We start from the raw sequence: 15,301 nt of genomic DNA on the forward strand, positions 1-15,301 counted from the left end.
TGCCGCCTTCATTAATAGACCTGCACAACGCCATGTGCAATGATGTAGTTTCCCAATTGCTGCCCTCCAGTTCGAAGTAAGGCTGATGCCAGAATCTTAAAATCGCTCTGACTATAAAGTGTAATACAACCCTTACTTATGCCAGATGGCCCGATAGGGTGTAACCGGAATTCACCTCGCCTTACGCCTTTCACAAAAGTCTCATCATTTATCAATCCGTCATCGCGATATAATGCAAACCATTCGTTCCGATTCGAACCGGTGAAAAATGCGTTAACACTATCCTTAGTTTGAGTATACCAACCCCCTAATCCACGTAAAAGTATGTAATAGCGACCAGGTGGGAGTGGGCCGATATCAGGTATATTTGCGCTTTCTGCACGGTTCGTCGCGTCACCATTCCCTGAAAATGCAGGAAAAAAGCCAACTCCGGGCACAGACAAAGTAGCGTACGTACCTCCGTTGAGGTGGAAAAAGCACTGTATGAGATTCATAATCTGTCATTCCAGGAATCAGCAAAGATGATATTACCGTCACAGTGTCGCCATGTGATCTTCTCGTAACGGAGGGAAATATTTTCTAAATGATTATGTTTTTCCATTGCTGGATTTTTTACGTCATGCATCACCGGGCATATTGAGACCACTTTAACGTTCTCAAGGAACATGTTGAAGTATTCGACCTCTTGACCAGCATCATTGATTTTGTACCACTTAAACTCGGCACTTTTTAGCGTTTGGCCTTTTGCTACAGCCTTGTATAAGTAAGGGCTGGAACTGTCGAACTCCTTTTCAAAAACCAGAGCGCTATGCATGCGCGTACCCGTGATTTTTCCTGTCATATTATCTGTCGGTAGATGCAGTCCATGACCGAATCCTAATACTTCAATACTGCCCTCGCGATATTGCACATCAACCGCGCCTTTGATATCTGCGCCGCCGTCATCTTTCAGCCATAGATATGCTGGGATTGCCATTTCAAAACTCCTTTTTCAATAAATGAATTTAGTGATGCAAAACGTTACTAAACTCTTAAGAAAAACTATTTGTTAGGCAAGAAGTGTTATGTAAAATTTATATATTTTAAAAGGATATAGATTTTTGATTAGGTATGCATTTTTCAAATGATCGATCCTGCTGCATTTTTAAAGCCAAATTATCATGAGTGACTTTCAACAAAGCATTTATAGGCAGGATTAAGGGAATTAGAGGAAAAAGGAAGAAGGGACTTCACGTTCCCTCTCCCTTGTGAAGAGAGGGAACGTTCAAAACTCCGATTTAAATCGAAGTACGACGATAGCTACGGTATTCCGGCATCCAGAAGTTATCATCAATCGCCTGCTGCAACGCATCGGCAGAGGTTTTCACCGCGACGCCTTGCTGCTGCGCCATTTTGCCTACCGCGAAGGCAATTGCGCGGGACACTTTGTGAATGTCTTTCAGCTCCGGCAGTACCAGGCCTTCACCGTTATTCACCAGCGGAGAGTGACCTGCCAGCGTTTCGCTCGCGGACATCAGCATTTCGTCGGTGATGCGGGACGCGCCGGAGGCGATAACTCCCAGACCAATACCCGGGAAGATATAGGAGTTATTGCACTGCGCGATGGGGTAGAGTTTGTCCTTCCACACCACCGGATCAAATGGACTGCCGGTTGCGACCAGTGCCTTACCTTCGGTCCATGCGATGATGTCCTGCGGCGTTGCCTCCACGCGTGAAGTCGGGTTAGACAGCGGCATCACGATAGGGCGTTCACAGTGCTTGTGCATCTCGCGAATAATCTCCTCCGTGAAGAGGCCGGTCTGCCCGGACACGCCGATCAGAATGTCCGGCTTCACGTTGCGCACCACGTCAAGAAGCGAGAGCACTTCGTTATCCGTATCCCAGTTTTTCAGGTTTTCGCGCTTCTGCACCAGTTTGGTCTGGAACGGGAGCAGGTTTGGCATGCCGTCGGTCAGCAGGCCAAAACGGTCCACCATAAAGACGCGGGAGCGGGCCAGCTCTTCGCTTAAGCCTTCGCGCTGGGTCTGGGCAATAATTTGCTCGGCGATGCCGCAGCCCGCGGAGCCTGCACCCAGGAAGACAATTTTCTGATAGCTGAGCTGGCTGCCTGCCGCACGGCTCGCAGCAATCAGCGTACCGACGGTCACTGCCGCAGTGCCCTGAATGTCATCGTTGAACGAGCAGATCTCATCGCGGTAGCGGTTCAGCAGCGGCATGGCGTTTTTCTGTGCGAAGTCTTCGAACTGCAACAGCACGTCAGGCCAGCGGTGCTTCACGGCCTGGATGAAATCATCCACAAACTGATAGTACTCGTCGTCGGTAATGCGCGGGTGACGCCAGCCCATGTACAGCGGATCGTTCAACAGTTGCTGGTTATTGGTCCCCACGTCAAGTACCACCGGCAGGGTGTAGGCCGGGCTGATCCCGCCGCAGGCGGTATACAGCGAGAGCTTACCGATGGGGATCCCCATCCCGCCAATGCCCTGGTCACCGAGGCCCAGAATACGTTCGCCATCGGTCACCACGATCACCTTGATGTTGTGGTTAGGCACGTTTTGCAGAATGTCATCCATGTTGTGACGGTTCTGATAAGAGATGAACACACCGCGGGAACGACGGTAGATCTCTGAGAAGCGTTCACACGCCGCGCCGACGGTGGGGGTGTAAATGACGGGCATCATCTCTTCAAGATGGTTCTGCACGAGGCGGTAGAAGAGGGTTTCGTTGGTGTCCTGAATATTACGCAGGTAGATGTGTTTATCGATTTCGGTTTTAAAGCCCTGATACTGGATCCAGGCACGTTCTGCCTGTTCTTCAATGGTCTCAACCACTTCAGGCAGCAGGCCCAGCAGGTTAAAGCTGCTGCGCTCTTCCATGCTAAAGGCGCTGCCTTTGTTCAGAAGGGGGAACTCCAGTAAAACCGGACCGGCGTAAGGAATATAAAGGGAACGATGTTTTTTCAGTTTGTTGTCCATGTCACTCACTCTTTTTAAGAAGATCCGTCCCTGACACTGCTGTTTGTCATCTTTCTGGCCTGTGCTACGGGGTGCGGTCGGGCGGTATTATAAAGGAGCTGAATATTAATTACCGCAACACATAAACAAAAACACCATCGGGATTACCGATGGTGTTGTGAATATCGTGCCGGAACTTACTTGCCGGAAGGGCGTTTTCTGCCGGTAGCGTGGGTAACCTGCGTTTCGCTCCCCTCCTCAATAACCACTTTACGCTGGTTAGAGAGCTTGTAGTTCAGTCCCAGAATATGGCGTGCCTGACGGTTCGATTTCATGTTAACTCCTCAATCCTGTTGATAGTTTTAAGGACAAGCTTGCTTACGCAAACGAAATGTAACCCCTTAGGTTGCAGATCCAGCTTAGCAGGTTTTTACAGAGGTGCGTTTCGCCCACTAACCACATAGTTGATGGTTTGCTGGTAGATGTCACTGAGGATGTCATTGTCCGTGGCTTCCACCCACTTGGTCAGTTCCATCAAAATGTCATCTTCAGTAACAACACCGTGCTCGGCGTGAAGACCTTGTGCGATCGCGTTAACAAGTTCCGGTTGTGCTGCTGTGGTATGTGCCGGGTAATAAGTAAACATGCTGCCTCCGTGTCGTTGTCTGTTTAATGTTACGGCGTGCAAAATCGTAATTCACATTCAGATTGGCAAATATTTTTGCCGTTGTGGTTCAGATTCGTCCTGGAATTAAAAATAACATCTCCCGTAGCACAGAAATAAAACTCAGGGTTTCCAGCGGCGTAAATTTGTCGTTTTTTCATAAGGCATGGGCGTCGGCCAGGAGATCAATTCCACAATGCTGCCCCAGGGGGTTTGACCATAGCAGAAAGCATTGCCTTCACCTTGCTCATCCGGAAAGCTAAGCGGCTTCGGCGCGGTGAACATCTCACCGCCGGCGGCGGTGAAAGCCGCGATGGCACTATCAAAATTATCAACATAAACAGCAAAATGCTGAAGTCCAAAGTCGCTGGCGCGAGCGGGCATTCCCTGTTCAGGGCCATGCATTTCGAAAAGTTCTATGCCGGGTCCGTGCGGCATAACAAGCATGCGAATGGCATGAATTTTAGTGCCGGGAAATAATTTTAAGGTGTGCTGCTGGGCGGGCTGATCGATATTATCGGTTTCTGCATCGACAGAATGATATAAAACCTGTGCGCCGAAAGCGCGTTCAAAAAATAGGGTGGCTTTTTCAATGTCGGGCACCGTAATACCGATATGGTCAATACCCCTTACTGATGATTGCATAGTAAACTCCTGCTATAAAAAATTTAAATATAGCAGGAGATAATCAGGCTATTACCACTTCATTTCGCCGGTATTCACTTTGGCACTCAGTTCGAGCGAACTTTCTTCCGCAAGGTTCGGCCACTGTTTTTTCATCGCGATGATGACGTCGGTAGACGCTTTATGTGTCGTGAGAGCCTGTTCAAACTGCTGTAGATAGCGACGGGTAAAGTCGATAGCGCCGGTACCCGCTGGCGGTGTCCCAAGGTAGTGGCCCGGAATAACGCGTTCGGGCTTTAGGGCAGCCATGCTATCCAGCGTCTGCTGCCACTGTTTATGGCTTTCCGGCGTTTGGGTATCCGCGGTCCAGACGTGAATGCCCCATGAGACGCCCGTGCCGCCGAGGATGGTTTTGGCGGATGGGATCCAGACGTACGCCGCATAGCTTTCAGGCTCTTCAATGCTTACTCTCTCACCGTCAATCATAAAGGTGGTTGAGGCAAGCACTTGCGGCACGTAGAGCTGCGTCGGCGCGCCATCTTTCATCTGTGGCCCCCAGAAGGCGAGCTTCGCGTCTTTTGTGGCCCTGATATGGTCCACCACCTGTTGCGTGGCGACAACTTTGGCATTAGGGAAGGCTTTCATCAGCGGTTGCAGGCCGAAATAGAAATCCGGATCGCCGGAAGTGATCACGATTTTGTTCAGCGTTTTACCGCTGTGGCGAATTTTTTCTACCAGCGCTTCGCCATCTTTCACGCTGAACTGGGCGTCAAACAGTACCGCCTCTACCGGACCAGATACCAGCGTGGAAGAAACGGCAAAAATGCCTTTTTCCTGCGGGTTATACGTATCAACGGCCAACGGCGCGGCAAAGACGGCCGGAGTGAAAAGGGTTGTCAGCAAAGCAAGGCGGGCGATTGTCATGGTCAGGTCTCTGTTCTTCAGGAAAGTCTCTATTGTACGGATCTCTTCATTTGCCAGAATTCCTGAAACAGGAGATGCTTAGTTTCGTAGATCGAGCAAATGGAGGTCAAAATGGATCGCGTTATTGCCGCCCAGGTGTACAACCGCATCTGTGAGCTGGGGAGTTTAAGCGCGGCGGCGCGGGCGCTGGGGATTTCCCGTCCCATGGTGAGCCGTTATCTGGAGCAGATGGAGAAGTGGGCCGGGGCGCGGCTGGTTAACCGCTCCACCCGCAAGCTGACGCTGACGGCGGCGGGGGAGAAAGTCCTGCAAAAGACGCGCAAGCTATCGCAAATTTCTCAGGAAATTGAAGATCAGTCAGTGAAGGATTTACCCTCAGGCACGCTTCGTGTCGCCTGCGCGCATTTTACCGCGATGCAGATTATCGCTCCGGTGCTGCCCGATCTGTTGCAGCGTTACCCTCAACTGCGCATTGAGCTGGATGTTAACAACCATCCGGTGAGCCTGGTGGGCGAGCGAATTGACGTGGCGATCCGCATCACCGATAACCCCGAACCGGGTATGATCGCTCGCCGGTTGGGAGAGTGTCGGTCCGTGCTTTGCGCCTCGCCGCACTACCTTGTAAGCCGGGGCGTTCCAGAGGAGCTGGAAGACTTAGCCCGGCACAACTGCCTGCATTACAGCTTTTTTGCCGGTCAGTCGTGGCGTTTTTTTACGCCGGCAGGGGAGCCGGTCACGACGGCGGTCAGCGGCAATCTCAGCGCCAGCATCTCATCTCTGCTGATGGAGGCGGCGATAAATCACTGTGGTATTGCCATGCTGCCCGAGCGCGAGGCCGACGCGGCGCTACGGCAGGGAAGCCTGGTGCCGGTGCTCAGCGCCTATACGCCAAAACCGATCGGCATTTTTGGTATTTATCAGTCGCGAGACTATCAGCCTGCGGCGCAGCGTGTGTTCCTCGACGCGCTGGCAAACCACCTTGCCACGCGATCGGACTAGTCTGTCTTCCCTGCAAAATAGATTATGCGTCCTATACTTATCCCTTTGTAAGCCAAAAGGAGAGCAAGAATGACGATTCATAAGCACGGTTCAGCACACTGGTCTGGCGACATCAAACGCGGCAAAGGGACGGTATCGACCGAAAGTGGCGTCCTTAACCAGCAACCTTACGGCTTTAACACCCGCTTCGAGGGCGAGAAAGGGACTAACCCGGAAGAGCTGATTGGCGCAGCGCACGCGGCATGTTTCTCTATGGCCCTGTCGCTAATGCTGGGCGAAGCGGGTTATACCGCCGATTCCATCGATACCACGGCGGATGTCTCGCTGGATAAAACCGACAGCGGTTTTGCCATCAGCAAAGTCGCGCTGCAAAGCAAGGTGACGGTACCGGGTATCGATCCGCAGCAGTTCGACGGCATTATCCAGAAAGCCAAGGCCGGTTGCCCGGTCTCGCAGCTGTTGAAAGCGGAAATCACGCTGGATTACAAACTGAACTGATATCGGGCCGGGCGCATGCCCGGCTCATTTTTAACGGTTACGCCAGCAGCGCACGTTTCGGCTTGCGGAAGAGGGCTGGAGTTGTTGCGGCTGTTCACATCCCTGCGTCGCCAGCGAACAGCGGTCGCGGAAATAGCACCCAACGGGCAGGTGGCGATTACCCGGAAGATCGGTTTTTCGCAACGCCAGATCCTCATCCAGCGGTTCTCCGGTCCGGGGAACGGAGTCAAGCAGCAGCTGCGTATACGGATGGCGCGGCTGACCCAGCACCTGGTTCGCCGGACCCAGTTCCACGATTTGCCCCAGATACATTACCGCCACCCGGTCGCTCATGTGCCGGACCACCGAGACGTTGTGCGAGATTAGCACGTAGGTCAGATTTCGCTGCTGTTGCAGGGCAACCAGCAAATTGAGGATCTGTGCCTGGACGGAAATATCCAGCGCGCTGGTGGGTTCATCCAGCACGATGATGTCCGGATCCGAAGATAGCGCCCGGGCAATAGCGATTCGCTGGCGCTGTCCGCCCGAAAACGCATGCGGCAGACGGTCAAGATATTCCGCTCGAATCCCAACCTGCTGCGCCAGCGTTTCAGCCAACTGACGACGCTCCCGTTCGCTGCGACGTTGCTGTATCCACACCGGCTCGGTGATGGTGCGCCAGACGGGTAAACGTGGATCAAGGGACGAGAGCGGGTCCTGAAATACCATCTGCATACCACCCGCCGCATTCGCGCGCTGACAGGCACCGGTACTCGGTTTGAGCATGCCCATCAGCAGCTGCGCCAGCGTGCTCTTTCCACAGCCGGATTCCCCCACAACGCCCAGCGTTTCGCCGCGATGGATCCGGAGATCCATGCCGTTAAGGGCGTGTACCTGTTCCGTCACGCGCCCCAGCCAGTTTTTGCGCGCAGGAAAATTCACATGCACGCTATCCAGTTCCAGCAGTACCTCAGACATGGCGTCTCTCCTGTTGTGGGTACCAGCAGGCAGCCTGCTGGCCTTCTGCGCCCGTGGAAATTAAGCGCGGCGTTTCGCTGCATTTCGCCCCGGCAGCAAAACAGCGTTCGCGAAAAGCACATCCGCGCGGGAGGTGGCTGAGGTTAGGTACCGTGCCGGGAATGGCCGGGAGGATCTCGCGCGGTTCACCATTTTCCGGGGCACACCGCAGCAGGCCAATCGAATAGGGGTGCACAGGATGGTGGATCAAGGTCTGCGTGCTGCCGCTTTCGATCACGCTGCCCGCGTACATAACGTACATCCGGTCACAAAGCTGCGACACCACCGCCATATCGTGACTGATAAACAGCACCGACGTTCCGCTGGCGCGCGCTTTATGTTTCAGCAGACGCAGCACCTGAAGCTGGACGGTCACATCCAGCGCGGTAGTGGGTTCATCAGCGATGATCAGCTCCGGCTCGCAGGAGAAGGCAAGGGCGATCATGACCCGCTGGCGCATACCGCCGGAAAGCTCAAACGGATAGCGATCCATTACCTGCGCCGCATCCGGGATTTGCATCTCGCCCAGCAGGGAGATCGCCTTCTGCTGCGCGTCGCGGCGGGAAAGCGACTGATGCTGGCGGATCACCTCCACCATCTGCCTGCCAATCCGGCGCGTGGGGTTAAGCGCCGTCATCGGCTCCTGAAAAATCATCGCCACCCTGGCGCCGCGCCACTGACGAAGCTGTTTTTCCGACGCGTTCAGCACATCTTCCCCGAGCAGCGTGACCCGGCCATGGTGAACATGGTAACTGCCTTCCGGCAGCAGGCGCATCGCCAGCATCGCGGTGACCGATTTTCCCGAGCCGGATTCGCCCACCACGCCGACAATTTCACCCCGGCCAATCTCCAGCGAGACGTGGTTGAGCGCGTGGACGTCACCGCGAAAAATGGGGAAGCTCAGGTGCAAATCTTCAATCGATAATACGGAATCACTCATGACTGCTTCCCTCCTGATTTGGGATCCAGCAGGTCGCGAAGACCATCGCCAAACAGATTAAAGCCAACCGCCGTGATCAGAATTGCCGCCCCCGGAAACGCGCAGTACCACCACTGGTCAAGCACGTAGTTACGCCCCACGGCCACCATTGCCCCCCATTCGGCGGTCGGCTGCTGCGCGCCTAATCCAATAAAGCCCAGCGTGGCGGCCATCAGAATGGCGCTGCCGATATCCAGCGACGCTTGTACGATCAGCGGCGGCAGGGCGTTACGCAGGATATGCCAGCTGATCAGGTGCCAGCGCGATGCGCCAAAGGTGCGGGCGGCCAGCACGTAGGTGAACTGGCGCACCACCAGCGTTTGCCCGCGTGCCAGCCGCACGTAAAACGGAATGCGTACAATCGCAATCGCCAGCATCGCGTTAAACAGGCTTGGGCCGAGCGCGGCGGCCAGGGCCATCGTCAGCACCAGCGAGGGGATGGAGAGCATAATGTCCATGATGCGCATAATGATGGCGTCGCCGCGCCCGCCAAGTACGCCGGACAAACAGCCGAGCAGCGAACCGATGCCGCCCGCAATCACCACCACCGCCAGCCCCGCTGTGATGGACTGCTGGCTGCCCACCAGCACGCGGCTGAACAGATCCCGGCCCACCTCATCGGTGCCGAACCAGTGCTGGGCTGACGGTGCCTGCAAGCGCGCGGTCAGATCCAGCGCGTTCGGATCGTGCGGGACTATCCACGGCGAGACCACCATCATCAGCAGCATCACGATCATAATGACCCCGCCGATCAGCGTGAGCGGGCTTTTGCGTAACATCCAGAACAGCTTTGCCCAGTTGATGCGCTGTTTAGCGGTGCTGACAGGGACGGGCGTTTCCTGAGTTAACATCATTCGGCACCTCCGCGCCCAATTCGCGGGTCGATCCACAGATACAGCAGATCCACCACCAGATTGACGAAGACATAGGCCAGCGATACCACGACCGCGAAGCCCATGACGGCGGGGAAGTCCAGCGCCTGAATGGAGGTCACCACCCAGGCCCCCATTCCCGGCCAGGCAAACACGGTTTCGGTAAGCACCGCCCCGTACAGCAGATCGCCCAGCGCCAGCCCGAGCACGGTAATGGAGGGGATCATGGCGTTGGGTAAGGCGTAGCGCAGGACGATGTACCAGCCCGGCAACCCGCTCGCGCGGGCGGTACGAATATAATCCTCGCTCAGTTGCTCCAGCATCGCGGAACGTACCTGACGCGCCACAATACCCAGATGCACGAAGGCCAGGGTCAGGGAGGGTAAAATCAGGTGCTGCAGGGCGTTGAAAAACACCTCGCCGTTGCCTTCCAGCAGAGCGTCCAGCAGATAAAAACCGGTAACGTGGGCGGGCGGATCGAGCCAGTCGTCCAGCCTGCCGCCGCCGGGCAGAATTTGCAGTTGACCGTAGAACAGAACGATAACTCCCAGTCCCAGCCAGAAGGCAGGCGTCGAGATGCCCGTCATCGCCATCAGTCGCACCAGGTGATCCAGCCAGCGGTTACGGTACACCGCCGATAAAATACCCAGCGGCACGCCAATCACCAGCGCCAGCAGCAGGGAGCAAAAGGCAAGCTCCAGCGTGGCGGGGAAAAAAGCTTTCAAATCTTCCGCAACGGGGCGACCGGTGCGAATAGACGTGCCCAGATCGCCATGTGCCAGCGCCTCAACGTAGCGGCCAAACTGAATATAGAGTGGTTGATCCAGCCCCAGCTGCTGGCGGATGCCCTGCACGATTTCATCGCTGGCGCGATCACCGGCCAGCAGGCGGGCCGGATCGCCGGGGATCAGGTGTGAAATAATAAAAGTAATAATACAGACACCGGCCACCACCAGGATTAACCCCCAGCAGCGCTGGCGCACAATGCTCCAGAACGTCATACACTTCCCCCCGGCGTGGGCCGTTACTTACTCATGGTGGCGATGTTAAAAACCTGCTCAAGCATCGGATTAAAGGTGAAGCCTTTGACCTCTTTGTTCATCGCCAGCTGGTAGTTCTTCTGGAACAGATAAACGTAAGCCGCCTCGTCAATCACCACTTTCTGCGCCTGCTGGTAATCTTTGGTGCGTTCCGCCTGATCGGTGGTTTTCAGTGCCGCCTGCAACAGCGCATCGACCTCTTTGTTCTCATAGAATGAGCGGTTACCCGGCAGCCCTTTTTTGTCCGATTCGAACCAGTAGTTCATGAACATGTACGGGTCAGCGAAGTCCGGGCTCCAGTTACCAATCGCAATGTCATAATCACCTTTGCCGACGCGGTCGCGCATGGTGGCGTTCGCCAGTTTCTCGAGCTTGACGTTAATCCCCAGCTTGCCGAGGCTCGCCTGCGTGGAGAGGGCGATAGGCTCCCAGTTCGGGTCGTTATCGGAGTAGAGGAACGTCAGGCTGGCAGGTTTATCTTTGACTTTCTCCAGCGCCGCTTTGGCTTTGGCCTCGTCAAAGTTGTACCGCATGGCGTTCGCATCGAAGCCCCACATGCCCTCCGGGATCGGGCCGCGCATCTGCTTGCCGTTCCCGCTGAGAATGCCTTTCACCATCCCCTGGTAATCGGTCGCCCAGGAGACCGCGCGGCGCAAATCCACCTGATTCATTGGAGGCTTACTGTTGTTCAGATAGAGGTAGGTCACCCGCAGGGACGGGTATTCCGCCACGGCCACTTTGCCTTCCTGCTTCAGAGCAGCAAGCTGATCCACCGGCAGGGCGTCGGCGATATCCAGATCGCCACGGGAAAGTTGCAGGCGACGCGAGGCGCTTTCACCGATAATCTTCACCGAGACGCGCTTAAAGTGCGGCTTTTCACCTGGCCAGTGTGGGTTGGGCACCATCACCAGCTGTTGACCTTTCCGCCAGCTTTTTAGCATAAACGGTCCGGAACCCGCGGTGTTTTGCGCCAGGAAACCGCGTGCGTCGTCGGCGGCATTGGCCTTCAGCACCGCCGGGTTGACGATCGACGCGCCGTCATTGGCCAGCGTGTAGAGGAACGGGGCAAACGGCTGGCTGAGGGTGAATTTCACCGTATGCTCATCCACCACGTCCACTTTCAAATCTTTCGGGAACGCTTCGGAAGGTCCCTGGTTGATTTTAAGCAGACGTTCAAACGACAGCTTGACCGCTTCGGCGGTCACCGGCGTGCCGTCGGCGAATTTTGCATTATCTGCCAGGGTGAACGTCCACACTTTCTGGTCGTCTGACGCCTTCCAGCCCGTCGACAGATCGCCTTCCACCTCCGTGGTGCCAGGCTTGTATTTCACCAGACGCTGGTACGAGGGGTAGGTCACCGTCCAGTCGTTGTTATCGATAGTGACCGCCGGATCCAGCGTTTGCGGATCGGCAGCTTTCCCTATCACCAGCATATCTTTTGGCACCGCCGCCAGAGCGGGAAGGGTGCTCAGGGCGAGCGTAGCGGCAATCAGGGTAGTAAGCAGCGTTGTTTTCATGGCCGGGCTCCAGAATTACAGTGAGTGTGTGGTCGGATAACAGGCGAACTGGTCATCTAACAGCGGATAGCTGGCGGCGTTCGGCAGCTCGAAATGCCACCACTCGCTGCTGATGCCCACAAAACCGCCGCCGTACATAACGGCGTTCAGGAGCAGACGATTTCGCTGCGCCTCGGGCGGAACGGAAGGGTGCCAGGCATGAGAACGGTCGTGCATTTCGTCAAACCCGGCGCCCATATCCAGCACGTTGTCGTGTTCATCCATCAGCGTGACGTCAATGGCAGTGCCCCGGCTGTGGTTCGAGCCAATCGCGACATCCACCACGTATTCCGGATTGGGGCAGGCATCCCAGAGTTGCGCCTGTGCCTGCTGCGGGCGATAGGCGTCGTAGACCACCAGCTTCAGACCGGCCAGCGCGGCGATACTGATCGATTTCGCCAGCGCGGTGGCGGCATCCGTGTGCAGCAGGCACGCGGCGTGCTGATAGATCGGGCGGCCGGTAATGTTATCGGCGGTCGCGTATTTCAGATCGATATGCAGCGTGGGAAAAGTTTTCGCCACATCAATCAGTTGACTCTCTTCAGGCATAGCTCCGCTCCTTTAGCGTTCAAATTGACCAAATTCTTGTTGTAGTTGTCGGTTGATTGCCAGACGTTCCGGCAGCGCTTCCCCCAGCGCCGCCACAACGCCCGACAGCAGCAGGTTGAACAGACAGCTCACCGGCGCCAGCGAGTCCCAGAAATGGCCGGTATCGGTCTTCACCTGGAGTAAATCAATCGGGTAATCCCGCGCCCACGGGCACCAGATATCGGTGATCAGCGCCATCGCCAGGCCTTTTTCGCTCGCCACGCGGCAGTACTGGCGGGCAATGGCGGAGTAGGCGCGGGTATCGGTCAGCACGATATACGGGTTAGCAAAGCCGGAGTTAAGCGACTCCACCCAGCTACCGGAGAGCCCTTCGGAATAGCTTACCCGCGGGCGCAGATACTCCAGATGGCTGAAGAACGCATTGGCGATCCCGCGCGTGGACTGGATCCCCAGCACGAAGACGGCGTCGGCATGGGAAAGTTGCTGGACCACCTGCCTGAACGTTTCGCTTTGCGCCAGCTGGTAGACATGGGCAATGGCGTCCACCTCCAGCGACAGGGAGTGCTGAAGGCGATCCGACAGCGGCTGTTGCTGTTTCCAGGAGTCCAGACGCTCGTTTATGCCCCAGGGCTGATGGGGAGCGCGCAGGCTTTTTTTGGCGTCATCAAGGTTGCGATAGCCCAGCTTGCGCAGAAAGCGTCCGACGGTGATCCCGCTGGTGGCCGTGGCCAGCGCCACGCTCTCAGCCGTTTCAAAAGGGATCTGTCCGACGTGCGCCAGCATCCAGCTTGCCACCCGCTTTTCGCTCGGGGTGAGCTGGCTGAAGGTCGCTTCGATACGGCTTAACACCTCAGGTTTGGTCGTCATACCGCCTCGCTGTTAACTGGCTGTCAAAGGCCGGGTTTCTGTTATCGGATTAACAATGCAGGACGCGTGCCATGTTCACATTGCGGCGAAAACGCGCTGTGCAGCAAAGTTAATGCAATATTTGTTTAACAGATGCTCAACATTTGTGCAGCGTAGTTCACTTTTGGTGCAGTGTCCGGCCTGAGCGATATCTATTTGGTGAATACGACAGCCTCTTCACATTTTTTGGTAAGATGAAAGCTCTGTGGATAAGAGAGGGAGCCTTACATGGCGAATTTGCCCTGGCGGGTCAGCGTGCGCCTGATGGCTCTCGCAAAAAAAATAGCGATGGTCATCGGGATCATTGTGCTCGTTCTGCTGGCGGTGCGGGTTTATCTTTCGCAGCAGGGGCCGGCCCTGCATCACTGGCATACATGGCGGGCTGACGAAATGTCCGTGCAGGAGATGGATAACGCGACCTTCGCAGCTTATGTCGCGCGGGAAAACGCCATCTTCACCGCTCTTGATGCTGAGGTGACGGCGAAAGTCACCCCCGCAGAGCGCACGCCGCTGAACCGCTATTACCGTCAGAGCCTGGTGTGGCCAGGACACTTTACTCCGGATGCAAACCGGTCGTTTGTGCTGATGCCTGCCGGAAAGCCGCGCGGGGCGGTAGTGTTGTTGCACGGTCTGACGGATTCGCCCTACAGCGTCAGGCGTCTGGCTGTGAATTATCAAAAGCACGGCTTTGTGGCCGTAGTGCCTCGTTTGCCCGGACACGGCACGGCGCCGGGCGCGTTGACAGACGTTGACTGGGAGGCGTGGCTGGCAGCTACGCGCCTTGCGGTTCGTGAAGCAACACGCCTGACAGGGAACGATCTCCCCCTGCACCTGGTGGGCTATTCCAACGGCGGGGCGCTGGCGATGAAATACGCCCTCGACGCCCTTGATGCGCCTGAACTGCGTAAACCTCAGCAGATCGTTTTGCTCTCACCGATGATTGGCGTCACGGCGTTTGCGCGCTTTGCCGGATTCGCCGGGCTACCGGCTATGTTACCGGCGTTTGCCAAAGCCGCGTGGCTCAACATTTCGCCGGAATATAATCCTTATAAATACAATTCGTTCCCGGTGAATGCGGCACGTCAGTCCTGGCTGCTTACCCGGGCTCTGCATGAGCAGATAAACCGCGATGTTCATGATCACAAACTAACGCAGCTCCCGCCGGTACTGGCGTTTCAGTCGGTCATGGATTCAACGGTCAGTACCCGCGCCGTAGTCAGCGGGCTGTTTGACCAGCTTCCGGCAAATGGCAGCGAACTGGTGGTATTTGACATCAATCAGGCCGGGAGTTTCCGTCCACTGTTCAGGCCATCATCCTGGACGGCGGTGGCTGACCTGCTGCCCGAGGCGAAAAGACGTTACAGTGTCACAATCGTGACCAATGCCAGCCCTGACAGGTTTGATATGGTGGCAAAGACAACGCCTGCGGGCAGCACCCGGGAAACGGTGACGCCGCTGTCGGTCTCGTATCCGCAGGAGGTTTATTCCCTGTCGCATATTGCCATTCCGTTCCCGCCTGAAGACGATCTGTATGGCCGCCATCCTGAGGTGAAAAACCGCTATGGAATCAGTCTCGGGACGATAGCCCTGTGGGGAGAAACCTCAGTTCTGAGCGTCGGTAAAGATGCGTTAATGCGCGTAACGTCGAATCCTTTCTACGACTATATGCAGACGCGGATCGACAGCCGTCTCGGGGAGAATCAACCCCGAAGTGGAATAGACTAGGCCACCACAGGGAAC

Annotated in this window: 17 protein-coding genes; 3 read left to right on the top strand and 14 right to left on the bottom strand. The window is 55.9% G+C overall.

Annotated elements, in window-relative coordinates; all coding sequences use genetic code 11:
• Window positions 1–11 precede the first annotated feature (11 nt).
• The 7 genes from ACOTX2_RS07510 to ACOTX2_RS07540 form a co-directional block, all read right to left on the bottom strand.
• Entirely contained in the window at window positions 12–494 is a 483-nt protein-coding gene (locus ACOTX2_RS07510) for a DUF2778 domain-containing protein (protein ID WP_063147290.1), read from the bottom strand.
• Entirely contained in the window at window positions 491–976 is a 486-nt protein-coding gene (locus ACOTX2_RS07515) for an Hcp family type VI secretion system effector (protein ID WP_063147291.1), read from the bottom strand. The genes ACOTX2_RS07510 and ACOTX2_RS07515 overlap by 4 nt, the downstream gene beginning before the upstream one ends.
• A 301-nt stretch (window positions 977–1,277) precedes the next feature.
• The gene (locus ACOTX2_RS07520; protein ID WP_022648194.1) at window positions 1,278–2,975 is read right to left on the bottom strand and encodes an NAD-dependent malic enzyme; all 1,698 of its coding nucleotides are present in this window, start codon (window positions 2,973–2,975) and stop codon (window positions 1,278–1,280) included.
• Window positions 2,976–3,151: 176 nt separating this feature from the next.
• The gene (gene sra, locus ACOTX2_RS07525; protein WP_023300167.1) at window positions 3,152–3,289 is read right to left on the bottom strand and encodes a stationary-phase-induced ribosome-associated protein; all 138 of its coding nucleotides are present in this window, start codon (window positions 3,287–3,289) and stop codon (window positions 3,152–3,154) included.
• A gap of 95 nt (window positions 3,290–3,384) precedes the next feature.
• On the bottom strand, window positions 3,385–3,600 hold the full coding sequence (bdm, locus tag ACOTX2_RS07530; RefSeq protein WP_022648192.1) for a biofilm-dependent modulation protein: 216 nt from the start codon (window positions 3,598–3,600) through the stop codon (window positions 3,385–3,387).
• A gap of 141 nt (window positions 3,601–3,741) precedes the next feature.
• Complete coding sequence (locus tag ACOTX2_RS07535) at window positions 3,742–4,263, bottom strand: VOC family protein (RefSeq protein ID WP_063147292.1); 522 nt, start codon at window positions 4,261–4,263, stop codon at window positions 3,742–3,744.
• Window positions 4,264–4,314: 51 nt separating this feature from the next.
• Window positions 4,315–5,166: a Vmh family MBL fold metallo-hydrolase gene (locus tag ACOTX2_RS07540; protein ID WP_063147293.1), complete on the bottom strand. Its 852-nt coding sequence runs from the start codon at window positions 5,164–5,166 to the stop codon at window positions 4,315–4,317.
• Between the two features lie 111 nt (window positions 5,167–5,277).
• Here ACOTX2_RS07540 and ACOTX2_RS07545 point away from each other — a divergent pair, with 111 nt between their 5' ends.
• The gene (locus tag ACOTX2_RS07545; RefSeq protein WP_074136308.1) at window positions 5,278–6,165 is read left to right on the top strand and encodes a LysR family transcriptional regulator; all 888 of its coding nucleotides are present in this window, start codon (window positions 5,278–5,280) and stop codon (window positions 6,163–6,165) included.
• 69 nt (window positions 6,166–6,234) lie between these two features.
• Window positions 6,235–6,663, top strand: a complete 429-nt coding sequence (locus ACOTX2_RS07550; protein ID WP_003857069.1) for an OsmC family protein — start codon at window positions 6,235–6,237, stop codon at window positions 6,661–6,663.
• A gap of 30 nt (window positions 6,664–6,693) precedes the next feature.
• On the opposite strand, the gene ACOTX2_RS07555 is transcribed toward ACOTX2_RS07550, so the two are convergent.
• The 7 genes from ACOTX2_RS07555 to ACOTX2_RS07585 are packed head-to-tail and all read right to left on the bottom strand — an operon-like array spanning window position 6,694 to window position 13,522.
• The gene (locus ACOTX2_RS07555) at window positions 6,694–7,620 is read right to left on the bottom strand and encodes an oligopeptide/dipeptide ABC transporter ATP-binding protein (RefSeq protein WP_063147295.1); all 927 of its coding nucleotides are present in this window, start codon (window positions 7,618–7,620) and stop codon (window positions 6,694–6,696) included.
• Entirely contained in the window at window positions 7,613–8,599 is a 987-nt protein-coding gene (locus tag ACOTX2_RS07560) for an ABC transporter ATP-binding protein (protein ID WP_063137770.1), read from the bottom strand. The genes ACOTX2_RS07555 and ACOTX2_RS07560 overlap by 8 nt, the downstream gene beginning before the upstream one ends.
• Complete coding sequence (gene ddpC, locus ACOTX2_RS07565; protein ID WP_022648185.1) at window positions 8,596–9,492, bottom strand: D,D-dipeptide ABC transporter permease; 897 nt, start codon at window positions 9,490–9,492, stop codon at window positions 8,596–8,598. The genes ACOTX2_RS07560 and ddpC overlap by 4 nt, the downstream gene beginning before the upstream one ends.
• Complete coding sequence (locus ACOTX2_RS07570) at window positions 9,489–10,511, bottom strand: ABC transporter permease (RefSeq protein ID WP_003857077.1); 1,023 nt, start codon at window positions 10,509–10,511, stop codon at window positions 9,489–9,491. The genes ddpC and ACOTX2_RS07570 overlap by 4 nt, the downstream gene beginning before the upstream one ends.
• Window positions 10,512–10,534: 23 nt before the next feature.
• Window positions 10,535–12,067: an ABC transporter substrate-binding protein gene (locus ACOTX2_RS07575; protein WP_063147296.1), complete on the bottom strand. Its 1,533-nt coding sequence runs from the start codon at window positions 12,065–12,067 to the stop codon at window positions 10,535–10,537.
• Window positions 12,068–12,082: 15 nt separating this feature from the next.
• On the bottom strand, window positions 12,083–12,655 hold the full coding sequence (ddpX, locus tag ACOTX2_RS07580) for a D-alanyl-D-alanine dipeptidase (protein ID WP_022648182.1): 573 nt from the start codon (window positions 12,653–12,655) through the stop codon (window positions 12,083–12,085).
• 12 nt (window positions 12,656–12,667) lie between these two features.
• Window positions 12,668–13,522: a MurR/RpiR family transcriptional regulator gene (locus ACOTX2_RS07585; protein WP_063147297.1), complete on the bottom strand. Its 855-nt coding sequence runs from the start codon at window positions 13,520–13,522 to the stop codon at window positions 12,668–12,670.
• A 267-nt stretch (window positions 13,523–13,789) separates the two neighbouring features.
• On the opposite strand from ACOTX2_RS07585, the gene ACOTX2_RS07590 reads away from it, so the two are divergent.
• Window positions 13,790–15,286 (top strand): alpha/beta hydrolase, encoded by a 1,497-nt coding sequence (locus ACOTX2_RS07590; RefSeq protein ID WP_063147298.1) that lies wholly within the window; start codon window positions 13,790–13,792, stop codon window positions 15,284–15,286.
• The last annotated feature ends 15 nt before the right edge of the window (window positions 15,287–15,301 follow it).

Source organism: Enterobacter cloacae complex sp. IR5412 (assembly GCF_049237385.1).
Taxonomy (GTDB): domain Bacteria; phylum Pseudomonadota; class Gammaproteobacteria; order Enterobacterales; family Enterobacteriaceae; genus Enterobacter; species Enterobacter intestinihominis.

Coding starts and splice junctions, on each gene's coding strand:
- ACOTX2_RS07510 (WP_063147290.1), bottom strand. CDS start 494: ATGAATCTCATACAGTGCTTTTTCCACCTCAACGGAGGTACGTACGCT.
- ACOTX2_RS07515 (WP_063147291.1), bottom strand. CDS start 976: ATGGCAATCCCAGCATATCTATGGCTGAAAGATGACGGCGGCGCAGAT.
- ACOTX2_RS07520 (WP_022648194.1), bottom strand. CDS start 2,975: ATGGACAACAAACTGAAAAAACATCGTTCCCTTTATATTCCTTACGCC.
- sra (WP_023300167.1), bottom strand. CDS start 3,289: ATGAAATCGAACCGTCAGGCACGCCATATTCTGGGACTGAACTACAAG.
- bdm (WP_022648192.1), bottom strand. CDS start 3,600: ATGTTTACTTATTACCCGGCACATACCACAGCAGCACAACCGGAACTT.
- ACOTX2_RS07535 (WP_063147292.1), bottom strand. CDS start 4,263: ATGCAATCATCAGTAAGGGGTATTGACCATATCGGTATTACGGTGCCC.
- ACOTX2_RS07540 (WP_063147293.1), bottom strand. CDS start 5,166: ATGACAATCGCCCGCCTTGCTTTGCTGACAACCCTTTTCACTCCGGCC.
- ACOTX2_RS07545 (WP_074136308.1), top strand. CDS start 5,278: ATGGATCGCGTTATTGCCGCCCAGGTGTACAACCGCATCTGTGAGCTG.
- ACOTX2_RS07550 (WP_003857069.1), top strand. CDS start 6,235: ATGACGATTCATAAGCACGGTTCAGCACACTGGTCTGGCGACATCAAA.
- ACOTX2_RS07555 (WP_063147295.1), bottom strand. CDS start 7,620: ATGTCTGAGGTACTGCTGGAACTGGATAGCGTGCATGTGAATTTTCCT.
- ACOTX2_RS07560 (WP_063137770.1), bottom strand. CDS start 8,599: ATGAGTGATTCCGTATTATCGATTGAAGATTTGCACCTGAGCTTCCCC.
- ddpC (WP_022648185.1), bottom strand. CDS start 9,492: ATGATGTTAACTCAGGAAACGCCCGTCCCTGTCAGCACCGCTAAACAG.
- ACOTX2_RS07570 (WP_003857077.1), bottom strand. CDS start 10,511: ATGACGTTCTGGAGCATTGTGCGCCAGCGCTGCTGGGGGTTAATCCTG.
- ACOTX2_RS07575 (WP_063147296.1), bottom strand. CDS start 12,067: ATGAAAACAACGCTGCTTACTACCCTGATTGCCGCTACGCTCGCCCTG.
- ddpX (WP_022648182.1), bottom strand. CDS start 12,655: ATGCCTGAAGAGAGTCAACTGATTGATGTGGCGAAAACTTTTCCCACG.
- ACOTX2_RS07585 (WP_063147297.1), bottom strand. CDS start 13,522: ATGACGACCAAACCTGAGGTGTTAAGCCGTATCGAAGCGACCTTCAGC.
- ACOTX2_RS07590 (WP_063147298.1), top strand. CDS start 13,790: ATGGCGAATTTGCCCTGGCGGGTCAGCGTGCGCCTGATGGCTCTCGCA.